Here is a 21731-nt window from a genome sequence, read left to right as displayed (position 1 = left end):
TCATGCCTGCAATGGGGAGGCGCTCAGAGCGTCTCCGAGCTCAATGCTGAACGGTTCTAGTGCGGTCAGTCGAATGTCGTATCGAACATTCTCAACGCCGGCCCTCACGCTCGAAGACTCGACCCGGGGGAATCCATCGGAAGTTCTGAAGACACGAATCCCAAGGCAGCGAAATGCCAGCTCCTGGTACCGAGCGTCGGAGGTGTCGATCCCGACGGCGGCCAAGCGTCGATCGAACGCGTCGAGATCATCGGAGGAGGACCGTAGCCCGGAACGGATCTCGTCGATCAACTCGGGGAGAGTTCGAGCATCCTGCGTCAAACGCATTGGGTCCTCGGCGACCTGGATGACGACCAGGTCGACCTTCGCAGCCGGAACAGGGTCGAGCTGTTCAAGAGAGGAGATCTTCACGCGCTTGCCGTCGAGCCCTACGGCCTTGACCTCGAAGTTGCCCAAAGCGAAATGCCTGAAGTCCTGACCACCGCCCAGTGGCCCATCCCAAGACTGGACCATTTCGCGGAAGGAGGTCGCGCGACCGAGCTCCAAGCCGAACGTCAGCTCGGCGAAGAGGCCTCGCATCTGCTCGGGCGACAGACTGCGCATCGTCAGGCCGGCCAGCATCAACTGCCAGTGATTGAGGGTCGCATCGAAGAGTCCGACTGCTTCCGCCTCGCCGACGGCGTGGGCCGTCCGGCGCGCGAGCTCGAGGCACATGCCCATGAAGGCATCGGCGTAGTCGGAGGACGACAGCGAGAGAACGGCAACCCATTTCCCGTCCTCGCGACGGCGTACCTGGATCGTGACGACCCCACTGATTCTCGGGGGCTTGGGTTGCACCTCGCTCACAAGAAGGAAGACTGGGGAGCCAGCACTCTCGATGCCGAAATACAGGTGAAGGGGGTGTTCGTCCATCAAGCGGTGCTGATGGACTCCCGACTCGAGCAGCTCGAGCCAGACCCGCCCAGCCTCGTCAATACTCGTCATCTTCCTCTCCGTAGGTGTCGAAGTCGGGGAACCACAAGCGCTTTGCGACCGCATTCAGCCAATACGTCACCTGATCGGGGGATGAGGTCGAGCTTCCACTCCCCGGCACGCCAATGACGATCGCCACGAGTGTCTCGGCCTCGCTGGGAGCGGCGTGATTCTTGTCGTTCGAGTCGCGCCGTTCGACGGGGTAGACAAGCAGAGTTGGGCGATCGAGCCGCTGCACGAACTCCGTGTCCGGTGCGCGATTCGCGTCGCTATGCGTCTCGAGAAACGCCGCCTCGATCTCGGCCCGCCTCTCTGCGCTCAGAGGCGTAGCGATATCCCCGGGGCCGGCGACGCGGCGGTTCGCTCCCGAAATGACCCACGTTCCGCTGGAAAGTGAAGCGCGACGGACCGGGCGCTTGATCGTCACGCCGCCCAGACTGATCTCCTCACCGGTTCCACCGACGAGGACTACGTCCCAGTCTTGGAGATCGTCAGCCTGCGCGTTCAGCGCGAACTTCGCCAGTGCGTTTCCATAGAACAGAGCGGCGGAATCAGACGCCGTGAAGCCCTCCAGGAATGATGCGATCATCTTCTTCGGCACACGGCGCCAGAGTCTGCGATTGCCCCTACCGACAGCTTGGGCTTCGATGCCCGCCGACCGGATCGCTTGGAAGAGCTCGTCAGCAGCACGGATATTGTCGGCAATGCGCTTCTTGCCCGAGGACAGCGTCGTCGACTCGATCGGTCTACCGCGTAGGGAGATCGACTTCTGCCCGATCTCGGCCGACCGCATCTTGTTCCGAGCTGTGATGAGCAGCGCCCCAGGGTGGTTGCGCACAGCCAAGCCATACTGTTGGGGTGTGAGCTTCTGATCGCGCATGCGTTCAAGTTCCAAGCGCAGGTCGAGCAGAGACTCAGCAGTCTGAGCGTACGCACTCACAACCTCTGCGGACAGCCACAGCCTGCAGAGATCCTCATAGCCGTCCCGATAGCCGAACCACCGACCCATCTGCATCAACGTGTCCGAAGCGGCCGTGCGGCGGTAGAAGTAGCTGACGATCAGGCCTTCGAGGGTCAGCCCTCGGCTGAGCAGGTCGCCGCCGATGGAGATCTGCCGGGGGGCATCCTCGTCGCGAAGCTCCTTCTCCTCCTTGGCCTTGTCTCGCTGCGAGTTGACCACTTTCAGCTCGATGTCTGCGACGGCTGCTGGAAGTGCGCCAAGCACCTTCGACCAATCGAACCCCGTGGCTCCGAATTCCGCGTGGAACGTGTCTCTCAACGCTTCCAGCTCGGCGTTAGGTCGCCCATTCGCAAAGGTGACCGCGTGACTGTTGATGGCATTGCGGTATGCGGCGAGCTCACCTAGGAGCAAGTCGCCGAGGCGCTTCTGGACGGCATTGAAGCGCGACACGTTGACGAGCATCGACCGAGGTGTGCCCGCTTCGCCGCGCAGGTCTCGAATCGCGTTTGCAAGCAGGAAGGTGCGCAGCGCCTCCAGCAGGCTCTCCGGGAGCCCGGACACGGCGAGGGTGCTCTTGTGACTTGCGGGGAAGTACTCCTCGGCATCCTCGAGGATTCGGATTGCGTCGTCATCACCGGCGACCTCGTTGTCCTCAGCATCGACGGATCCGAACATTCTGGTGGCGCCGCGGTAGTTCGTGGGCGCGTCCAGCGCGTAGATGAAGTCACGAGGAAAGAGATCCTTGTCGTCCTCGTCGTTGATGAAGATGTTCGCGAAGGGGGTGGCGGTGAACCCGATGTAGGAGTTGCGGCTACTCGTTGCCAAGATGCGACGAATCGCATTGTTGATCGCAGTGGGATCCAGTTCAGGCTTGTTCGTGTTGATCGACGCGAAGTCAGCTTCGTCATCGAGGAACAGGAGAGGGTGCTTCAACTTGCCGCCGTGCTGCTGACTCTCCAGCCAGTCCGCGATCCGATCGAGGACAATCTTGTTCTTCTTCGTGACGAAGACGATCGAAAGCCCTTCGCCGGGCACGATGTTCATCGCCTCAGCTGCAGACTTCTTGAAATCAGTCAGCATGGTTGTCGTTGACGCAATCGAAGAGTTCGACTCGAGCTTGAGCCCGACTCCGAGGCGGTTGTCCTTGTCGCCCGCCACCCCGCGTCGTGCTCCCAAGAGAGCAGCCGCCGAGTCCCTCCCGATCATCCCCTCATCGATACGTGCTTGTGTCTGACGGCGGAGCGACTCAGTGTTCCCGGTCAGGACGATGAATATTCGGTAACCGGCATCCGCGGCCTTGTCCATGAGGCCGATGTACGTGCTCGTCTTGCCCGACTGGACGTCGCCAATGACGAGCCCACGGCGCTCCCAGGGCTCGGAATCTCCGGGATCTCCCATGTGGTCGAGGATGATGTCCAACGACCTGTTGAGCTTGTCGAGTACCAACGGGGAGCGGCCGTGCTCGGCCAAGTACGCCGAGTAGGCGTCCCACAGGCGCCAGTCGATCGCGGATCGCCTATTCTCCACCCATGGGAGGTGCTGAGCGCCTTCGATAACGGCGCCCATATCCATCCTGATGCTGAGAATCCGAGAGACGTTGTCGAAGACCGAATCGATGTCGTCGCTGTTCAAGTCCGGCGCGACCAACACTTTCATGCCAACCAAGATCGCGCGGACGGCATCCTCGTCCGGAACGGTTGAATTCGTTCCAGCCCAAGTCAGGACAACCTTTTGAAGCTGTTCTTTCTGGGCGGACGTGTTCACATTCGTCATCCGTTGTCCATCTCTGTGCTGCTCTGGGTGATTCGATCGAGGGCCTGTCCTCGGTACTCAACCAAGATGTTGAAGGGCTCACTGCCCATCATCATGTCGACGAACTTGGCGGGGTCTCCAGACTTGCCTGTGAGCGTCCATGACTGCACCAAGGCGTCGAGAAGCTGCTCGACAGGCGTCTCGGCAGCTTGATTGACAGGTACGTCGTTGGACATCCGATTGAAGACATCTTGAACAGGGAACGTTGATTCGATGACCAAGAGAGCTTCCTCGAGCAACCCTGTGCCCCCAGATGGCAGCGCGTCGAAAAGCTGCTGCAACGCCGGATGACCTCTGTTGATCTCATAGCGCGTTGAATCCCGGTCCTCGACCACCGACCACGTTCGGACGATGCCCGTCGTGTCAACCGCCTTTCTGCCCCGGAACGTGTGGATACGATTGCTCGGCTCCACGAACTTGGTCGCAAGTTCTCGGAGGCGGTTCCGAACAACTGTGGGCGGCACTGCCGCGGACTTCTTGATGTCAAGACTCCAGAGGTGGTCAAGGGAGTTGGGGATGTCGACTCTGACGCGCGTGAGGCGGCCCATCTCGTTCTTCGGCGTGAGGCGAAACCATGTTCCCCACACCACCAGACGACCCGCGCGGTAGATGTAGAACCCCTGCGAGTCTCGCAATGAGCCATGAGTGGTTGCGTCCTCGCGCTCACGCTTCGACATCCTGTTGATATACGGCAGCGTGTACGCCTGCACCTCGACTCGCTCGTCACCAACGTTGACCGTCTCGCTTCGGTGCACCTGCGTGCCCTTCGACTTCGACAAGAACGGGTCGAGGGCTCTCAACTCCCGGTAGTTCAGCTGGATGCTGACTCGTCGTGACGCGTCCCCGGTGAGGAAGCGGTGGAACACGAGCGACAAGTGCGCGCGCACTAGCTCCATCTGGCTGTCGAGGTAGCGCCCCTTGTCATGTTCCTCGCCCAGCAGACGGTCGAGCTTCGTCCACACGACGAGAGTTCCGTGTTCCTGGGCCAGTAGGTCGTTGGCATGCGGGACCTGAGCGAGCTCGCCCTCTTCGTGCACGAGAAGCGACCACCCGCTCGACTCCTCGACGACGTCGAGATCCCAGCTGAGCGCCGTCGTCACACCGCCTCGTTTGGTGATCAGTGTCACGCGCCGGCACTGGGAGAGCGATGCGGTCTTCAGGCCTAGGCCGAATCGACCCAGGTCGGCAGCGTCGCGTTGCTCGTTCGCGTTCGTTCCAGCGAGCTGCATCGCTGATCTAGCGGACTCCGGCCCCATGCCCCATCCGTTGTCGAGGATGGCCACATAGGGATCCTCTGCGGAGCCGTCGAAGAGCACGTTGACTGTAGTTGCGTGGGCAGCGATCGAGTTGTCAGCGACGTCGGATATTGCAGTTGGCAGAGAATATCCGACGGCTCTCATGGACGCCAACAGCATCCCACTTGGCGGGCAGTCCTCAGTACGCATGGGCCTCCCTCGCAGGGGTCGCCAGCGATCGGGTCGGATTCACAGCGAATTGCGTTTCAGCGCGCACGAGTTGACCCTATCGAGCCAGAAATCGACCGTGTTGTCGAACGGCCCGCGCCAAACTCCGGAATTCGTTCCATCGCCGAGCCCAGTTCGCCGATCGCCGCGCGGTCACATCACGGGCCATGCCACGCTGCATCGCGACGCTCTTTCCAACAGACTCTGCGACTCTGCGAAGATGCACTCGCCAGACCAGCTGCGTCCGCATTGCCGGCGAGCCGAGGCGTCGGGCGAAGGACGAGTCGCGCGTACTCGTGCATGTCGGCGCCTGGTCGGAACACGCCGGCCGAGGTCGGCTGTTGCGCTCGTGCGTGGGGCTTCGCGATGTCGGAGGCTGGTTCGCCCCCTCGAGAGCGGTCAAGAAAAGTAGCTGTTCGCCAGTGGAACTGAGTGATCGGATTCGAGCCGGGTCTCGATCCATGTGGTGGAGGGAGAGCATCCTTGGTCCTTCGTAGGGGAGGGAGACGCCTTCGAGGCTACGGGGGCCGGGGCGTCCGCGGGAGGCCGAACAGTCTGGAGACCCTCGAACTGGGGATATGGTTCTGCTGAGATGAGTTGACCCTTTGACTCAGCGATCTCGGAGTGGGTCGGCGTTGCCGAGGGCGAGCGGAATCGGATCAAGTTCCACGCAACTGCACCGATCGCGATGTGCAATTCGGCAAGCCGACGCACACCGACCGCGCCTGTTCCCGGCATCGCAAACAACACAGCACGCGCGGTTGAGGGACCTAGTTAGCTGAATGTCGCTTTGGGTCCTCGCCCCTCGCGCAGCGGGCCTCCACCCAGGATCAACTGCGCGAGGCGATGGTCGCGGCCCGAACGTGATAGGTCGTGCGGGACTTACGCTGCATAATTCAGAGGTCCTCAAGTATTCCTGCTGCGAACTCAGCGGTTCGAGCCTCGATCAGTTCTCGAGTCCACTCGTCAACCTGCAGGGTCTGGAGGCTGCGTGGAAAATCCGAAACTCGCGGAATAAGGTAGGTCTGCTTCTTATCGGAAAAGTCCCTGTTCTGAGCACTGGAGTTCTTGCTCTTGCTGAGGAGCACCAGATTACCGGCTTGGTGAACAACGTCGGCGATATCCTCCGCAGAGAAATCGTTCAGCCATTGACTGTCAGCGCCCGGGTTCTGAGGGAGGACGTGCTCGATCGACTTGACAGCAAAGGATCGTGGCTCATTCAGTTCGCTCGCCAGCATTTCTGCCCGCACCAACAGGTACTTCGCGTAACCCGCGGTGTAGAAGTTCTTCACACGGCACCCTTCGCGGATGGCCTCTAGATCCGCAGATATCAGCTTGGTGGCCATGGTTCCGGTCTTGGCAACCTCTATGCCCTTGAGGATGTCCGTGTAGGTTTCGTAGCGCTCGTCCTTGCGCATCCCGCTAACCCAGTGCTCGAGATACACCTTCTCGATCTTCAGTGCGAACTCGTAGATGCCGGCCTTCCCGAACTTCCTCGCATACTGCAGCAGACATGCGCGCCATTCACTTGCGCGGAACTCTGATGTCATCGCGTTCAGCAGTGTGGTGAATCTGCTTGCTTCAGGCGTTTCGTCGAGATAGTCGCGGGACACGAAGAGATGATCGTAAAGCTCGACATACTGACCAAGTGTGTCAATGAAGTTCGAGCCCCGCGTCGGCCTCCCTGGTTTGCCAAAGATTCGCGCTTCAAACTCTTTCAGAAGGTCACCCTGAGGCTTGTCTTGCACATATATCAGACGCAATGAATGAAAGATATCCTCGAAGTGAGCTTCGCCGATCTCATCTTCAAGCCCCTCCCACTTCTTTGCATACGCTGCACGGAGTGTGGGATCCGAGATGACGTCAGGGGAGACGTTCTGCGCTTTGAGAATGTCAATGCGTCGGAGTTGCTTCCCGCGATCGTTGACAACGGTGAAGAGTCGGAACGCGTCATCGAAGCTCTTCGCTGCTAGGAAGATGACGACACAGCGCTGAATAATGAACGACGCGAGGTCTTGGACTTGTTGGTCGGTCATCGCGGCTAGGCCCGCGTGAAAGATCTGCACCGCATTGCGGTACCGCGAGCCCTCGTTGCCGGTTAGCGATTCGAGCCCTAGTTGGTCGGCCGTGCCGCCATCGGTGCCAACCACATCATTGAAGGCGGTAGTGGCCTTTACATGAAGTCTCGGCTTAGCTTGGATTCCCGCTAGAGGACGAGCCGGCTGGACAAGCATGTCCTGAAGTTCTACGACATCCACAATCTTGCCGGTATCGCGAATGCAGGCGATGAGTATGCACAAGGCCGTGAGGCGTTGTTGGCCATCGACTACGTCGTATGTTGCCTCACCGACCTCGTGCAACACGAGCGTGCCGAGGAAATAGTCCGCATCGCGTGGTGCGGCCGTCAGGTCGTCGATCAGGTCAGTGAGGTTGTCCACATCCCACGAGAACGGTCTCTGGTAGTCAGGGATGTGGAAGTAGAAGTCCTGACTAAATAGGCGACCTACGTTGATCGTTTGGCTGTTGAGCTCAGGCAATTCAGGTCCTCTCTTCTGTCCCTCATCAACGCTAGTGCGAGCCCTAGCACGCTGGATGATGATGCGTACGAGGGCCCCTCAACCGGCCGGGCTGGCGATGGCTGGGCGGAAGGGAACTCGCACTCTCTGTTCCACGAAAAAGTCCGCGTGACTTGGAACGTGCGCGATGCACCGCTGACAATACGCCCTTGGGGTGGACGTGGGGACGAGCTCCGGGTCCACCCCGATGCATCCGCTCTTACCTAGGCGCATGATCCCTACGGAGCCAACGGCCGGCCGCCCGCGCGCGGCGCCCAGCGCACGCGCGCGCACGACCGCCATCCGCAACGGAGGGGAGCGGATCATGGGCATGATCGACGGCACGGAGCTCGACCCGGTCGACACGCCGGACGTGCAACCGCGGGTGGTCGTCAAGGTCACCGATGCGGCGCGGCGCGAGCGGGCGCTGAAAGAGCGTCCGGGTGAGCGGCGGGCGGGGGAGCAGGAGGACGACGTCGGCCGTGAGCTGGTCGATGCGGTCGCGTACCTCGGCGATGTGATCGCGGAGTACCAGCGGCGGGTGGCCGGGGAGGCGTACCTCGAGCCGATGGTGGGGCGCGACGAGCGGGAGCGGCTCGGGCGGGGGCGGCGGGCCCGGTTCGACGGGTATGCGGCGATCACGGTGCGGGACGAGGCATCCGCTGCCGAGCTCGCGAAGGAACTCGACGCGCGCGACGACGTCGAGACCGCCTACGTCGAGGGCGGGCCGACGCCGCCGCCGGTGAACGCGGGCGACGACCCGCGCAGCGGGAACCAGCGGTACCTGGATGCCGCGCCCGACGGCATCGACGCGCGGTGGGCGTGGGGTGCGGCGGATGGCGCGGGCATCGGGTTCGTCGACCTCGAGCAGGGGTGGACGCTGAACCACGAGGACCTCGCGGCGGCCGGCATCACGATCATCTCGGGCGTGAGCCAGGCGTACCACGGGCACGGCACCGCGGTGCTCGGCGAGGTCGTCTCGGTCGACAACACGAAGGGCGGCGTGGGCGTCGCGCCCGGGGCATCCGCTCGGGTCGTGTCGCAGTACCGCACATCGACGAGCTACAGCACCGCGGCGGCCATCATCTCGGCGGCCGACGCGATGTCGCCCGGCGACGTGCTGCTGCTCGAGGCGCAGACCACCGCGGCCGGGTCGTCGACGTCGTACCTTCCGGTCGAGGTCGAGCAGGCGGTGTTCGACGCCATCCGCGATGCGGTCGACGCCGGCATCGTGGTCGTTGAAGCGGCCGGCAACGGCGGCAACGACCTCGACGACTGGACGGATGCCTCCGGCCGCCACCTGCTGAAGGTCGGCGACGACGACTTCCGCGACTCCGGGGCGATCATGGTCGGCGCCGCGTCATCCGCCGCGCCGCACTCGCGGCTGTCGTTCTCGAACCACGGCAGCCGCGTCGACTGCTACGCGTGGGGCCAGAATGTCGACACCACGGGCGACGGATGGACGGGCACCTCGACCACGGCGTACACCGGCGGGTTCGGCGGCACGTCGGGTGCCAGCCCGATCGTCACGGGCGCCGCGGTGCTGCTGCAGAGCTGGCGGAAGGCGCAGAAGGGGCATCCGTTCGACCCGGCGACCGTGCGGTCGTGGCTGTCGTCTTCGCTCAACACGCCCAGCGCTGACTCGGCCACCGATCGCATCGGGGTCATGCCGGATCTGCGCGCGATCTTCGATCGCATCGAGAAGAACGAGCGGTTCCGCATCGATCGCCGCTACCTACTGTGGGTGTACATCCTGTTCGGCGTCATCGACGATGCGCCGGGCGTGATCTGGGTGCCGGGCAAGGGCCCTGTTCCGGTCGATCCCGACTGGCGTTCGCAGGCGGTGAGCGGGCGACGTGAACTCGTCGCGGCGATCGCGAAGGAGGCGCGGGCGTTCGATGGGCGGTTGACGCCGAAGCAGTTGGACCGGATCGCGGAGAAGGCGTTCAAGAACCTCGGGCGGTGAAGGGCGGATGGCCCGGGGAACGGGCTGGAAATCCGCCGGCTCCGTGCAAGACCACCCATTCCCGCGCCGAATCCACCCCGTGATCCGGCACTGACGTTCCTTCTGGGACTCGTCGACGACCGGTCACGGGTGTAGATTTCCCGTGCGAACGAGGCATCGGCCTGGCTCGAGCGGATGCCTCGGGATGGTGGCGCGCATGAGTGCGGCGATGCTCTTCGACTGGGCGGCGCAGTCCGAGTCCCGTGCGACCGTGGCGCTCGTCTGCGCTGTCGCCGGTGGACTCTGCGTGGTGCTCGCAATCGGGTTCCTCATCGCCGACCACATCTCGGAACGACCCGGGTCGATCTCGATGACATCCGATGCGCCGACCGTCCCTGAGCACGCCGGACTCCAGGCGACCGCGTTGGTGACGGTGGGCGCTGAACGATGGGTCCCGGCGGCGATTCTCCAACTCAGCTGCACCGGTCGACTCGCCGTCATCGATCGACGCACCGTCGACCTCGGCCAGACCGGAGTGTGGGACCGCTCCGTGCTCTGGCTGGAATACACCGAAGATCCGGGCGCGATCGCGCTGCTCCGAAGTGCCGGCGAACCCGGACAACGGTTGATCCGAGCGCTCTATGGGGGAACGCCAAGGCTGGGCGAGCAGGTCGAGCTGATGCTGACGGACGCGGTCGCGGCCCGACTCGGCGACCTGAGCATCGCGGGCTACGAGCAGAGCCGAGCCGCGTATGCATTCGAGCCACTGCGGGACATGCGCGGGGGCAGAGCGTCCGTCGTCACGTTCCTCGCCGGAGCTGCTGGGCTCGCCGCGGTCGTCTTGGCGCTGGTCGAGCGCGACGGGGTCGTGGCGGGAATCGGCTTGGGCGTCCTGGCGACGAGCGTCGTGACCTACGCCGCGGCATCGATCATGCGGATGCCCCTGCCGGGAGATGCGTTGGAGACGCTGAACGAGACCGGCGAGTACCTGCGCGCGAACGCCGAATGGAGGCGGGCGGAGGTCGCCGGTGCCGAGTGCGCGAGCGTGTCCGAAGTGGAACAGGTCCTCCCGTGGGCGGTGCTGTTCGACCTCGGCCGTCCCGTCGAGCGACTCGGCGAGCTCATCGACGTGACGGGAATCGTGCCGACCTGGTATCGATCGGACGCGCCTGCCACAGGACGACGTGTCGTGTCGTGCATCGACGACCTCGTGGCGCGCATGCGCACGCCGCTCGCTCCCAGGCCCTACTGACATCGCGGCGCGACGGGGCCGGCGTTCCGGCCGCAATTGGCATCTCGATCACGACCCCGGCTCGCCCTGCAGCGCCCGCACCTCGATCGGCGTCCGAAGCGCGCGCGACGCACGAGTCGCCCACTCGACCGCCGCCGTCTCGTCGGCCGCCTCGATCACCCAGAAGCCGCCCACGTACAGGGGCGCCTCGACGAACGGCTCGTCGAGCACGCGCGGCTCGGCGCCCGAGGCATCCACGGTCTTCGCGGTCGACGGCGGTGCAGGCCGCCGGCGAAGCGGAACGCGCCCGACTCCACGAGCGCGGTGTTGAACTCGTCGACCGCGGCCATCACGGAGGCGAGCTCGGCCGGGTCCACGGCCTGCATGGACTCCATGGTCGGCTCGTCGGCCGAGTCGTGGGGCATGGTCAGGAAGTACTGGGTCATCGGTCTGTCCTCTCGTGGCGGGCGGATGTCGCCCTCACTGAAGACGTCGAACGGGAAGCGGGTCGATCGACACGGGGCGCCGCGGCGGCGGCCTACTCCGCGACGGCTGTCGGCCAGTTGACGTCGCTCGCGAGCGTCCTGACGGTCCGGTCGAAGAGCTCAGACGGCGAGGCGGTCACGAGGGTCGCCCCGGCCTCGCGGAGCCGCTCCGCGTTCCGCATTCCGCGGGAACTCGCGTAGATGAAGATCGGCGGATGCGCTTCGCCTCGCTGCACCACCTGCTCGATCAGTTCGAGGCCGGCCATCGACTTGAACGCGCCGTTCTCCTTGCGGCCGAGGTCGCTGATGATCAACCCGAACTCCGCTCCGTCGAGGGCGCGGAGGGCCTCCTCCGTCGACGTGGCGAGCCGGACCTCGATGTCGAGGTCGCGGAACGCCCGGATGAGCTCGACGTTGTTGTCGGGTCGATCATCGACCCACAGCAGGGAGGTGAACGACCCGGCGTTGCGGGCGATGCGGTCGGCGCTCCGCGCCGCGCGGGTGATGTCGGAACGCGAGTCCGCGTCCTCCGCGTCGTTCGAGGCGTTGGACAGGCGGCGGACCAGCAGGTCGCGTCTCGACTCCTCTTGGGCATCCGCTTCGCTCGTCTCGAGGAGCACCCGCAGCCGTAGCCTCGCCCAGAGGTAGGCGAGCAGGAAGCCGACGCCGAAGCCGTAGAGGACGATCGCGACCGTCACCTGCGGACCGGCTTCGCCGAGGTCGCCGCCCAGGTAGTCGCCCATGCTGCGGAGGGCGCCCGGCACCGCCGCCAACTGCACCAGTCCCGCTCCGACGAGGATCTTCGTCAGCCAGTCCGAGATCTGCTCGAGGTTCGAGTTCGGCTCGAACCTGATGAACGCCGTGCGGTCGTCGTCCGCGGCATCCCCGGATCGGTCGGCATCGACCCGGGCGACGACGGGGCGCGCCCGCGGCACGCCGAAGATGAACCCGAGGATGCCGGCGACGGCGACCGCGGCGAACATGAACAGGATCAGCTGGAACGCCTGGGGCCACCGCGGCCAGCCGTTCTCGCCGAGCGTGACGACGACCGAGACCACCGCCCCGGCGAGCACCGCCACGGCGCCGGCGATCGAGACCCAGAACCGCTGGTGCCGTGCGCTGTTTCCCCCCATGATTCCTCCCACGGAACGAGCATCGAACCGTCGTTCGACGGATATTTCGCCTGACCAGCCATATGAGGGAACTTGGCGGCATCGTATCGGCGGGTCGGCCAGGCTGTCCACCGATCTCGACGAGCGGCATCAGGCTCGCCCTCCCGGGGTTCGGGGCGGGTCCTCGGGGGCGACGGCGTCAGCGCCGCGCGCGGTCGGGCATCGTGCTCCAGACCGCCCACGCCACGAGCACCGGCTGCAGGAACAGCCGCAGGAACCGCGCCCGGTCCGTGCGCATGAGCGGCACCGAACGTCCGGTGCGCCAGTGGTGGATGTTGCCCGGGAACACCGCCACGAAGAACGCCGCGATCGCGAGGCCGACGCGACGGCGCTCGCGGGGGAGCGCGATCGCGGCCGTGCCGAGCATGATCTCGGCCGCGCCCGACGCGATCACGACGGCATCCTTGTCGGCCGGCTCGGTCGCCACCCAGTCGGGCACCGCGATGCGGAACCCCTTCCGCGCCCAGAACAAGTGCGAGAGCCCGGCGAACACCAGCATGCCCGCGAGCACCCAGCGTGCGACCGTGCGGATGACGGTGAGCGGACCGGGTCGGCGGGGGCGTCGGGTTCGCGCGGGGCGTCGGGTGCGGGTCGGCATCGGGCCAGTCTGGCAGTCGTGCGCGCTGATGGGCGGCCGGGGCCCCGCGCCGGTTCCGGCAGGGCGCCCGCGCGAAGCGCCGCCTACTCCTCGACGCCGGGGTCGCCGCCGTCGAGCCCGCCGTCCGTCGACTCGCTCATGGGCTGGGCGTCGCCGGTCTCCGACGTGCTGCCGTCGCGCACCTCGTCCGGATCCTCGGTGCGCTCCCGAGCGTCCTCGTAGCCGTCGGGTCGCTCGGGCATCTCGGCTGATCGATCCGTGTCGCTCATCAGCGGCTCCCTTCCTCGGGGACGGCGACGCGGTCCGAGCCGCGCGGCCGTCGCGTGATCTCCGTTCCAGCCTCGCCCGATCTGCGCGGCACCGGCAGGGCTTGACACCCGTCGCAGGTCGCGTCCGGGCGAGCATCCGCCCACGCGACCCTCACGACGCCGGTTCGAAGTCGGATGCCTCTTGCCTCGCGACGATCAGTGCAGAGATCTTCCACGTGGGACGCGCTCCGCTCGTCGTAATGCCACTTCTGCGCCTTTCGCTATCTGAGTTTCCGGGGAAAGCGGCAACCCGCGAGGGCGACGAGAGGGCGGGCCGCGGGGCGGGGAGCAGCAGCGGGTGGGCACGCGCTCGGCGGGAACGCGAGCGAGGCCGCGCGAGTGCTCGTGCACCCGCGCAGCCCCGTGGCATCCGCTGCCGCCCCTCAGCGAGGCGCTCAGCCCCGCCTCAGACCAGCGCGGCCTCCCGCTTCGCCGCTTCCATCCGGCCGAGTCGCTGCCACGTCTCGACGACCGTGTCGGGGTTCAGCGAGATCGACGAGATGCCCTGGGCCATGAGCCACTCGGCGAAGTCGGGGTGGTCGCTCGGGCCCTGGCCGCAGATGCCGACGTACTTGCCGCGCGAGACGCACGCCTCGATGGCCATGCTCAGCAGCTTCAGCACCGCGGGGTCGCGCTCGTCGAACACGCGGGACATCTCGGCCGAGTCGCGGTCGACGCCGAGCGTGAGCTGGGTGAGGTCGTTCGAGCCGATCGAGAATCCGTCGAAGTGGTTGAGGAAGTCGTGCGCGAGCACCGCGTTGCTCGGCACCTCGCACATCATCACGACCTGCAGTCCGTTCTGCCCGCGCACCAGGCCGTTCTCGGCGAGCGCCGCGATGACGGCCTCGGCCTCGGCGATCGTGCGCACGAACGGGATCATGATCTTGATGTTCGTCAGCCCCATCTCGTCGCGGGCGAACTTCAGCGCCTGGCACTCGAGGTCGAAGCACTCGCGGAACCCGGGCGAGACGTAGCGCGACGCGCCGCGGAACCCGAGCATCGGGTTCTCCTCGTCGGGCTCGTACCGCTCGCCGCCGATCAGGTTGGCGTACTCGTTCGACTTGAAGTCCGACATCCGCACGATCACCGGGTTGGGGGCGAACGCGGCCGCGAGCGTCGAGACGCCCTCGGCGACGCGCTTGACGAAGAAGTCGCGTGCGCCGGAGTACGGCGCGATCCGCCGGCGGATCTCCTTCGCCACCTCGGGGGCCTGGTCGTCGACGTCGAGCAGCGCCTTCGGGTGGATGCCGATCTGGCGGTTGATGATGAACTCGAGGCGGGCCAGGCCGATGCCGTCGTTCGGGGTCTGGGCGAAGTTGAACGCCTGCTCGGGCGTGCCGACGTTCATCATCACCGACGTCGGGATCTCGGGGAGGTCGCCGAGGTCGGTGTACTCGATCGAGTAGTCGAGCGTGCCGTCGTAGACGTACCCGGTCTCGCCCTCGCCGCACGAGACGGTGACCTGCTGGCCGTGGACGAGGGCCGAGGTGGCATCCCCCGCACCGACGACGGCGGGCACGCCGAGCTCGCGGGCGATGATCGCGGCGTGACAGGTGCGCCCGCCGCGGTTGGTGACGATGGCCGAGGCGATCTTCATCACCGGCTCCCAGTCGGGGTCGGTCATGTCGGCGACGAGCACGTCGCCCGGGTTGAACTCGTGCATGTCCTCGATCGAGGTGAGCACGCGCGCCGGCCCGGCGCCGATCTTGTGCCCGATCGCGCGCCCCTCGGCGATGACGGTGCCGCGCTCGTCGAGGCTGAACCGCTCCGTGCGACCCGTCCGCCGGGCGACGACCGTCTCGGGTCGGGCCTGCACGATGTACAGGCGGCCGTCGATGCCGTCCTTCGCCCACTCGATGTCCATGGGGCGGCCGTAGTGCTTCTCGATGCTCACCGCGTAGCGGGCGAGCTCCTCGATCTCGGCGTCGTTCAGGCTGAAGCGTCGCGCCTCGGGCGGGGTCACCGGCACGAACTCCACGGTGCGGCCGACGGTCTTCGACTTCGTGTAGATCATCTTCGTGGCCTTCTCGCCGACCGTCCGCTTCAGGATGGCGGGGCGCCCGGCGTTCAGCGCCGGCTTGTAGACGACGAACTCGTCGGGGTTCACGGCGCCCTGCACCACGCCCTCGCCGAGTCCGTACGCCGACGTGATGAGCACCGCGTTCGAGAAGCCCGACTCGGTGTCGAGCGTGAACATCACGCCGGAGGAGGCGAGGTCGCTGCGCACCATCCGCTGGATGCCCACCGAGAGCGCGACGTCGAGGTGCGCGAAGCCGTGGTGCACGCGGTACGAGATCGCGCGGTCGTTGTAGAGCGACGCGAAGACCTCGTGCACGGCGCGCAGGATCTGGTCGATGCCGCGGATGTTGAGGAACGTCTCCTGCTGGCCGGCGAAGGACGCGTCGGGGAGGTCCTCGGCCGTCGCGCTCGATCGCACGGCCCAGGAGACCGGGTCATCCGGGTCCTCGCCCTCGGTCAGCGCCGCGTACGCGGACCGGATCTCGGCCTCGAGGTCCTCCTGCAGCGGGGTGGAGATGATGTCCTCGCGGATGGTGCGGCCGGCACGAGCCAGGGCCAGGGTGTCGGAGCTGTCGAGCCCGAGGAGCGTCGCGGCGATCCGGTCTTCGAGGCCGGTCTGGGCGAGGAACGTGCGGAAGGCGTCGGCCGTGGTGGCGAAGCCCTCGGGCACGTTCACGCCCGCAGCCCCGAGGTTGTGGATGAGTTCACCGAGTGAGGCGTTCTTGCCGCCCACCTTCCCGATGTCGTCGAGGCCGAGGTCGGAGAGCCAGAGGATGTTGGTGGTCACGGTGGACTCCCTTTCGTGAAGTGGCGGGGACCGGGGTGTTCCGGTGATTCGAGATTGCCTCACGAATGGAGCGCGCCCCTGCCAGAACGGCGCGAAAGAATCGAGGAAATTACGCGAATCGTGCGGAAATCGCGCCATTGACCTGCCTGACACGCAAAGAACGCGTGAATATTTCGTGCGTATTACACGATCGGGTGCGTGGCGAGGTGCGCGCGGCCGTCAGGCCCCAGCGGGCGGCGTCGCCTCGCGCAGCAGCCGGAACTCGTGCCGGCCGAGCAGCCTGAGCACCCACTCGGCGGGCGGCCCGAACGCCCGGAGACCGGCATCCGTCGCCATCGGCTCGGGCGCCTCGACGGCGATCTCGCGACGCTTCCAGCCCACGGTGCCGCCGCCCGCGGCGATGAGGTTGCGGTACCAGTTCACCTCGTCGCCGTAGGTGAGCTCGGCGACGAACCCACCCGGCACGCGCGCCAGGATCAGCGGCGTCTCGAACGTACGGCCGCTCCTGCGCCCCACGGTGCGCACGAACGAGAACGGCGGGATGCCGCGGCGCGCCATCCCCAGCGTGACGTGGTTCAGCGTGTGCTTGATGAACGTCAGCCACCCGCGCGTGAACCGTCCCATCGCCATGCTCCGACCGTACGGCGCACCGAACGCGGCGTCGAGCGGATGCCCCGCGGTTCGCGGTGCGTGCGGGCGCCGTGCCGCGGCATCCGTCGTCGTCGCCGGAGCGGGCGGTGCCCGCCCGACCTACCGGTGCAGGTGCGCCGGCTGCCCGGTCGCGCCGCGGATGTCCTTCTCCGCGGTGTGCAGCATCCGCTCGGCGAGGTTGCGGAGCGCGCGCGAGACCGCGAGCTCATCGCCGATCTCGGGCACGCTCGGATCGAGCGGATTGCGCTGCGCGTGGCCGTCGCCGGTCACGTCCAGGCCCGCGGGCGTGTGCAGGCTGACGTGCGCCCACGTCGTGTCCTCTTGCTCGTCGATGTCGACGGTGACGCTCCACTGCTTCGTCGCAGTCATGGAACTCACCACCCCTCCCCGGTCGGTTCCATCGTCAGCGTAGCGACGGGGCCGGAGGGCGGCGGCAAGTCCGTGCAAGGTGTCCACCCGGCGGCGATGCGGGTGCGGATTCGCAGGATGAGCCGGGCGATGGGGGCGTGAGCGGATGGCTCGGGCGCGTCATCCTGCGAACTCGGACCTTGCGCGAGATGACCGCGCCACCGCACCCGCGCCACCGCCCGCGCGCTACCGCACGAGCCCGATCGCGAGCCCGTCCCACCCCTTCGCGCCGACGGTCTGCAGCGCCGTGGCATCCACCCGCGGGTCGCTGCCCAGCAACTCGAGGCCGCGCCTCGTGCCGACCACCATCGGGTCCACGCTGCCCGCGTCGGCGACCTCGCCGCCGCGCCCGACGTTGTCGACGACGATGACGGTGCCCGGATGCCCCAGCCGGATCGCCCAATCGAGGTAGAGCGCGTTCGACTCCTTGTCGGCGTCGATGAACACGAGGTCGAACGGCTCCTCGCCCTGCCCGGCGAGGCGCTCGGCGAGGAGGGGCAGCGAGTCGGCGGCGCGGCCGACGATGATCTCGACCCGGTCCGAGACCCCCGCCCGCTCGAGGTTGGCGCGGGCCACGGCGGCGTGCCGCTGCTCGAGCTCGAGCGTCACCACCTGGCCGCCGGGGCGGATGCCGCGGGCCAGGTGGATCGTCGAGTACCCGCCGAGGGTGCCGATCTCGAGCGCACGTCGGGCTCCCGTCATGCGCGCGAGCAGGGTGAGGAACGCGCCGGCGAGCGGCGTGACCTCGATCGCCGGGAGGCCCGCGGCGAGCGAGTCGCGACGCGCGGCGACCAGGTCGGGGTCGTCGTCGAGCAGGGTCGCCGCGAGGTAATCGTCGACCCGGCGCCAGTTCTCGAGGGTGGGTTCGGTCATGGCGTCAGCATCGTCCGGGTGGGGTGCGGCGTCAACGGGGTGCCGAACGGCCACAGTCCAGCCAGGCCCCGAGCTTCTCCGGGTTCATCACGATCCACACGTCGACGACGCGCCCGGCGACCACGTTGAGGTTCACGATGCCGATGAGGGAGCCGCCGCGGACCACCGCGAAGCCCGTGCCGTCCGTCGTCGCCCGCGGCTCGATCCGGTCGCTCGGGTTCTTCGCGAGCAGCCCCAGCAGGAACCGCGCCACGTTCTCGGCGCCGAGCACCGGCTTGCGCGCCGCCGAGACGACGCCGCCGCCGTCCGAGCGCAGCATCACGTCGGGGTCGAGCACGCGGGTGAGCGCGGCGAGGTCGCCGGCCTGCGCGGCGGCCGCGAAGGCGGCGACCACGGCGTCGTGCTCCGCACGCGAGACCCGGCGGGAGCGTTCGGCCGCGACGCGCCGACGGGCCGACGTGGCGAGCTGCCGCACCGCGGCGGGGGAGCGGCCGACGATCTCGGCGATCTCCGGGAAGGGCACCGCGAACACGTCGTGCAGCACGAACGACACGCGCTCGGGCGGCGTCATCGCCTCGAGCACGACGAGCAGCGCGCTCGACACCGCCTCGTCGAGTGTCACCCGGTCGAGCGGGTCGGCCGCGACATCGGTCTGGGCGGTTACCGAACCGTCTCCGACACCGGCTGAGGCGGTCGCAGCGGATGTCGCGGCCGCGCCGGTCCCGGCCGCGAAGAAGCCCGCGGGCAGCGGCTCGGGCAGCCACGGGCCGACGTACCGCTCGCGCCGGGCCCGCGCGGTGCCGAGGAGGTCGAGGCACACGCGTCCCGCGACGCGCGTCAGCCAGCCCTGCGGGTTCGCGATCGCGGCGCGCTCGGCGTCCGACATCCGGTACCAGCGCACGTACGTCTCCTGCACGGCGTCCTCGGCATCGCCGGTCGTGCCGAGCATGCGGTACGCGAGCGCGAGCAGGCGTCGGCGCTCGTCGACCACGTCGGCGAGGTCGTCGCGGGCGCGGTCGTCGCGGGCGCGGTCATCGGTGCCGTGGCCGGCGGTCCGCCCCGGGTCATCCGTCATCGTCGTTCCCCTTCCCTTCACCAGCATGACGACACCGCGCCCGGAATCGTGAGGCGCCTCACACATCGCGCCGCCGTTTCGTCAGGTTGGCATGAGCAGAATCCACACGGCCGCGCTCGCAGCATCGGCGGCCATCGCGTTCCTCGTCGGCGGCTGGGCGTGCTTCGCGCCCCGCTCCTTCTACGACTCCTTCCCCGGCGTGCTCGGCACCTGGATCTCGACCGACGGGCCCTTCAACGAGCACCTGATCCGCGACGTCGGAGCCCTCTACCTCGGGCTCGGCGTCGCGAGCGTCGCCGGACTCGTCTGGCGGACCCCCGCGCTGTTCCGCGCGCTCGGCCTCGCCTGGACGGTCTTCGGCGCGCTGCACCTCGGCCACCACGTCACGCACCTCGGCCACCAGGACGCCGCGGACGACATCGCCGCCATCACCTCGCTCACCATCGCGCTCGCGCTCGGCGTCGTGCTGCTGATCCCGGGGCGCGATCGAGGGCGAGCGGATGCCGCGGCGTCGACGGATGGCGCGACGGGCGCGGATGGCGCGGCGGCACTGGATGTCGCGACCCCGGGGGCGGCGGACGGTACGTCGGGGGCGCCGCACGCCCGGACGTCGGATCCCGCCGACGTGGGCGCCCCGCCATCCGTGCCGGCCCAACCCGCCCGCACGACGGAGGTGACGCGATGAGGATCGCGATCGCCGGAGCGACCGGCGTCGTCGGACGTCACGTCGTCGCCGCCGCGGAGGCGCGCGGGCACGACATCCTGTCCCTGACCCGCCGGACCGGGCACGACCTCGAGCGGGGCACCGGGCCTGCCGGCTCGTCGCTCGCGGCCGCCCTCGACGGGGTGGACGCCGTGATCGACGTCACGAGCGTGGGAACCACCTCGGCGAGCCGGGCGCGCGAGTTCTTCACCGCCGTCACGCAGAACCTGCTGCGCGCCGAGCGCGACGCCGGGGTCGGCCACCACGTCGCACTGTCGATCGTCGGCATCGACGGCGCCGACGCCGCCTACTTCGCGGGCAAGCACGCGCAGGAGCGGCTCGTCGCGGCCGCCGACGTGCCGCACACGATCCTGCGGGCGACGCAGTTCCACGAGTTCGCCGAGCAGATGACGGCGCGGCTGTCGCTCGGACGGATGCTCACGCCGATCCCCGTCGGGCGCTACCGGCCGGTCTCGGCGCGCGAGGTCGGCGTGCGACTCGTCGAGGTCGCCGAGGCCGGGGCGATCGGACGGGCCCGCGACCTGGCCGGTCCGCGCGAGGAACGGCTCGCCGAGATGGTGCGGCGCATGTTCGCGCACGACGGCGTCCGGCGGCCCGTGCTCGAGTTCCCGCTGCCCGGGCCGTACGGGCGTGCGTCGGCGTCGGGCGCGCTGCGCGGCGGCGCCGACGCCGACCACGCGGCGATCACGTTCGACGAGTGGCTGCGGTCTGCCGACCACACGCCGATCGGGGCGCGGGCGGATGCCGCGGCATCCGCTCGGGGTTCCCGCGCCGACGGCCCGCGAGCGAGGGGCTGACGGCCTCGCGGCGGCGGGTATGCAGGATGAGCCGCGTCATCCGCCTCGCAAGAGGTGCGTGAGGCGGCTCATCCTGCGAACCCGCTGGTGGCATCGACCGCGCGACGCGAGCCCGGCGCATCGGTCGGCCGAGTATGCAGGACCAGCCGTGTCATCCGTCGTCGGCGGCGCCCATGAGCGGCGTCATCCTGCGAACTCGGCGAGGCGAGGCGCAGCGCAAGCCGGCATCCCCGTACGCGCGATGCGACCGCCACGTCCGATTCCCGCCACCGAACTCCGCCTCGCGCGCCGCGCGACGCGCGAGAATCGACGCATGCCCCGCCGCCACGCCACGCTCACGACCGGGATCGGCGACCTGCTCGTGGTCGCCGACGACGGCGGGCTCGCGGGGCTGTACTTCCCGGGCCACTGGCATCCGCCCGCCCCGGAGTCGCTCGGCATCGTCGTCGATGCCGCCGACGATCCGCTGTTCCGCCGGCTCGGCGTCGAGCTCGACGAGTACCTCGCGGGGCGACGCATCCGCTTCGACCTGCCGCTCGCGCCGACCGGCGACGAGTTCCAGCATGCGGTGTGGGGGATGCTGCGCGAGGTCCCGTTCGGCGAGACCGTGGCGTACGGCGAGCTCGCCGACCGGCTCGGCGGCCGGAACCTCGCAAGGCGCGTGGGCGGGGCCGTCGGGCGGAACCCGATCAGCATCATCGTGCCGTGCCACCGCGTGGTCGGCGCCGACGGGTCGCTCACCGGCTACGCCGGCGGGCTCGAGCGCAAGCGTCGGTTGCTCGAACTCGAGGGCGCCGAGGTCGTCGCGCAGCGCCGCCTCTTCTGACGCGCCGCGGGCGCCGCGGCGTCATCCGTCACCTGTCACCTCTGTCACCTGGTCTCACCGGAGTGCGGT

18 protein-coding genes are annotated in these 21731 nt (G+C 67.6%); 5 read left to right on the top strand and 13 right to left on the bottom strand.

Features of this window, described 5'->3' with window-relative positions:
* From ACFVHK_RS07250 to ACFVHK_RS07235, 4 genes are all read right to left on the bottom strand, one after another.
* On the bottom strand, positions 1 to 984 hold the full coding sequence (locus ACFVHK_RS07250) for a PD-(D/E)XK motif protein (RefSeq protein WP_376928210.1): 984 nt from the start codon (positions 982 to 984) through the stop codon (positions 1 to 3).
* Positions 971 to 3706: a Z1 domain-containing protein gene (locus ACFVHK_RS07245; protein WP_376928209.1), complete on the bottom strand. Its 2736-nt coding sequence runs from the start codon at positions 3704 to 3706 to the stop codon at positions 971 to 973. Before ACFVHK_RS07245 ends, ACFVHK_RS07250 begins: the two co-directional genes overlap by 14 nt.
* The gene (locus ACFVHK_RS07240; protein ID WP_376928324.1) at positions 3703 to 5145 is read right to left on the bottom strand and encodes an ATP-binding protein; all 1443 of its coding nucleotides are present in this window, start codon (positions 5143 to 5145) and stop codon (positions 3703 to 3705) included. Before ACFVHK_RS07240 ends, ACFVHK_RS07245 begins: the two co-directional genes overlap by 4 nt.
* Positions 5146 to 6104: 959 nt before the next feature.
* A complete protein-coding gene (locus tag ACFVHK_RS07235) occupies positions 6105 to 7745 on the bottom strand; it encodes a DUF262 domain-containing protein (RefSeq protein ID WP_376928208.1) in 1641 nt (546 codons plus the stop codon).
* A gap of 349 nt (positions 7746 to 8094) precedes the next feature.
* Between ACFVHK_RS07235 and ACFVHK_RS07230 the strand changes: the two genes are divergently transcribed.
* On the top strand, positions 8095 to 9729 hold the full coding sequence (locus ACFVHK_RS07230; RefSeq protein WP_376928207.1) for a S8 family peptidase: 1635 nt from the start codon (positions 8095 to 8097) through the stop codon (positions 9727 to 9729).
* 196 nt (positions 9730 to 9925) lie between these two features.
* Positions 9926 to 10960, top strand: coding sequence for a hypothetical protein (locus ACFVHK_RS07225; protein WP_376928206.1), 1035 nt, complete (start codon positions 9926 to 9928; stop codon positions 10958 to 10960).
* Positions 10961 to 11008: 48 nt separating this feature from the next.
* On the opposite strand, the gene ACFVHK_RS07220 is transcribed toward ACFVHK_RS07225, so the two are convergent.
* The 9 genes from ACFVHK_RS07220 to sigJ all read right to left on the bottom strand — a co-directional run bounded on the left by ACFVHK_RS07220 (position 11009) and on the right by sigJ (position 19315).
* Complete coding sequence (locus ACFVHK_RS07220) at positions 11009 to 11197, bottom strand: YciI family protein (RefSeq protein ID WP_376928205.1); 189 nt, start codon at positions 11195 to 11197, stop codon at positions 11009 to 11011.
* A 280-nt stretch (positions 11198 to 11477) separates the two neighbouring features.
* A complete protein-coding gene (locus ACFVHK_RS07215; RefSeq protein ID WP_376928204.1) occupies positions 11478 to 12557 on the bottom strand; it encodes a response regulator in 1080 nt (359 codons plus the stop codon).
* 178 nt (positions 12558 to 12735) lie between these two features.
* Positions 12736 to 13194, bottom strand: a complete 459-nt coding sequence (locus ACFVHK_RS07210) for a DoxX family protein (protein ID WP_376928203.1) — start codon at positions 13192 to 13194, stop codon at positions 12736 to 12738.
* An 83-nt stretch (positions 13195 to 13277) separates the two neighbouring features.
* A complete protein-coding gene (locus tag ACFVHK_RS07205) occupies positions 13278 to 13463 on the bottom strand; it encodes a hypothetical protein (RefSeq protein ID WP_129233137.1) in 186 nt (61 codons plus the stop codon).
* 445 nt (positions 13464 to 13908) lie between these two features.
* On the bottom strand, positions 13909 to 16308 hold the full coding sequence (ppsA, locus tag ACFVHK_RS07200; protein WP_376928202.1) for a phosphoenolpyruvate synthase: 2400 nt from the start codon (positions 16306 to 16308) through the stop codon (positions 13909 to 13911).
* 219 nt (positions 16309 to 16527) lie between these two features.
* Complete coding sequence (locus ACFVHK_RS07195; protein WP_376928201.1) at positions 16528 to 16938, bottom strand: nitroreductase family deazaflavin-dependent oxidoreductase; 411 nt, start codon at positions 16936 to 16938, stop codon at positions 16528 to 16530.
* Between the two features lie 120 nt (positions 16939 to 17058).
* Positions 17059 to 17328, bottom strand: a complete 270-nt coding sequence (locus ACFVHK_RS07190) for a DUF1876 domain-containing protein (RefSeq protein ID WP_129233140.1) — start codon at positions 17326 to 17328, stop codon at positions 17059 to 17061.
* Positions 17329 to 17553: 225 nt separating this feature from the next.
* Entirely contained in the window at positions 17554 to 18240 is a 687-nt protein-coding gene (locus ACFVHK_RS07185) for an O-methyltransferase (protein WP_376928200.1), read from the bottom strand.
* A gap of 31 nt (positions 18241 to 18271) precedes the next feature.
* On the bottom strand, positions 18272 to 19315 hold the full coding sequence (sigJ, locus tag ACFVHK_RS07180) for an RNA polymerase sigma factor SigJ (RefSeq protein ID WP_376928199.1): 1044 nt from the start codon (positions 19313 to 19315) through the stop codon (positions 18272 to 18274).
* Between the two features lie 91 nt (positions 19316 to 19406).
* On the opposite strand from sigJ, the gene ACFVHK_RS07175 reads away from it, so the two are divergent.
* The 3 genes from ACFVHK_RS07175 to ACFVHK_RS07165 all read left to right on the top strand — a co-directional run bounded on the left by ACFVHK_RS07175 (position 19407) and on the right by ACFVHK_RS07165 (position 21662).
* The gene (locus ACFVHK_RS07175; protein ID WP_376928198.1) at positions 19407 to 20000 is read left to right on the top strand and encodes a hypothetical protein; all 594 of its coding nucleotides are present in this window, start codon (positions 19407 to 19409) and stop codon (positions 19998 to 20000) included.
* Complete coding sequence (locus ACFVHK_RS07170; protein ID WP_376928197.1) at positions 19997 to 20836, top strand: SDR family oxidoreductase; 840 nt, start codon at positions 19997 to 19999, stop codon at positions 20834 to 20836. The genes ACFVHK_RS07175 and ACFVHK_RS07170 overlap by 4 nt, the downstream gene beginning before the upstream one ends.
* A 313-nt stretch (positions 20837 to 21149) precedes the next feature.
* Positions 21150 to 21662, top strand: coding sequence for a methylated-DNA--[protein]-cysteine S-methyltransferase (locus ACFVHK_RS07165; protein ID WP_376928196.1), 513 nt, complete (start codon positions 21150 to 21152; stop codon positions 21660 to 21662).
* The last annotated feature ends 69 nt before the right edge of the window (positions 21663 to 21731 follow it).

The organism is Agromyces binzhouensis, from assembly GCF_042672355.1.
Taxonomy (GTDB): Bacteria; Actinomycetota; Actinomycetes; order Actinomycetales; family Microbacteriaceae; genus Agromyces; species Agromyces binzhouensis.
Note: the sequence above shows the minus strand (reverse complement) of the source record. Positions and strands in the feature narration are given on the sequence as shown.